The following is a 1,159-nucleotide window of genomic DNA, read 5'->3' as shown; positions in this document are numbered from 1 at the left end:
ATCTTGAAGGAATTAAGAAGGGGCAAGATTACAAGCAGTTATCCAAAGTCATTACCATTAATTTAGTAGACTTTGAGTTCACCGAGTTAGATAAATACCATACATCTTATCACTTGTGGGAAGATGAGGAGAAGACTTGCAAATTTACTGATTTGATAGAAATTCATTTTATAGAGTTTCCTAAGTTTAGAAATTTACAAGATAAAAACTATAGAGAAGATGCTTTACAAAGATGGATGATGTTTCTAGAGAAAGATGTTCCGAAGGAGGTATTGAGGGAAATGAGTGAAATAGAGCCAGCAATCAAGATGGCAGAAAATAAACTAGAATACCTAAGTAGCGACCCAAAGACAATTGCGTTATATAAAGCAAGAGAGTATGCAGAACATGAACGTGCGAATCTATACAGTTCTGGACTAGAGCGTGGAATAGAACAAGGAATAGAGCAAGGAATGCAACAAGAAAAATATAATCTTGCGAAAAATTTGTTGGATATCTTAGACAATGAAACAATTGCTAGGAAAACAGGTTTAACAATACAAGAAGTACAAAGTATGAGAGCTAAAAATTAAAAGTAGCTTATATAGCTAAAGAACTAAAAGACGCATTACCTAGTATAGAAGAATTAAAAAGTAGATTATAATTTTATAAATAAGTCAACGCTTTGGAAAAAGTATTTCAATTCAGATACTTATAAGGAGGCGTTGAAGAAATGTTAGATAGGGTTAATCAGATAAAGTGTGAGATAGAGCAGCAGATGTGCCAAGTGTTAAATAATGAGCAAATGAATTGGCTACAAAAGGTGTTGGAATGTGTTTTTTTAGGTAAAGAAATAAAAATAGCAGAGCAGGATGAGGTAAATAGTATCACCACTAATCAAGAACTGTTACAAGTATTTCTAGCAGCTAAGAGAGTAGAAGGATGCTCAGAAAAATCTATTACTTATTATAAAACGACGTTAGAGACAATGCTTCAGAGAATTAATAAGTCAGTAAAGCAAGTAGTAACAGAAGATTTAAGGGTTTATCTTTCAGATTATCAAAAGAATAGTGAAGTCAGTAAAGTGACGATAGATAATATAAGAAGAATTCTTTCAAGCTTTTTTTCTTGGTTAGAAGATGAAGATTATATCTTGAAAAGTCCAGCTCGAAGAATCCAT

Annotated in this window: 2 protein-coding genes; both read left to right on the top strand. The window is 32.4% G+C overall.

Annotation, left to right across the window (positions count from 1 at the left end):
- Positions 1-572 (top strand): Rpn family recombination-promoting nuclease/putative transposase (locus RRY75_RS14070; protein WP_332717395.1); only part of this gene is annotated, 572 nt, incomplete at its 5' end.
- A gap of 140 nt (positions 573-712) precedes the next feature.
- The coding region (locus RRY75_RS14065) for a site-specific integrase (protein ID WP_332717392.1) at positions 713-1,159 on the top strand (447 nt) is incomplete at its 3' end.

The organism is Niameybacter sp., assembly GCF_036655075.1.
Lineage (GTDB): Bacteria > Bacillota > Clostridia > Lachnospirales > Cellulosilyticaceae > Holtiella.
Note: the sequence above shows the minus strand (reverse complement) of the source record. Positions and strands in the feature narration are given on the sequence as shown.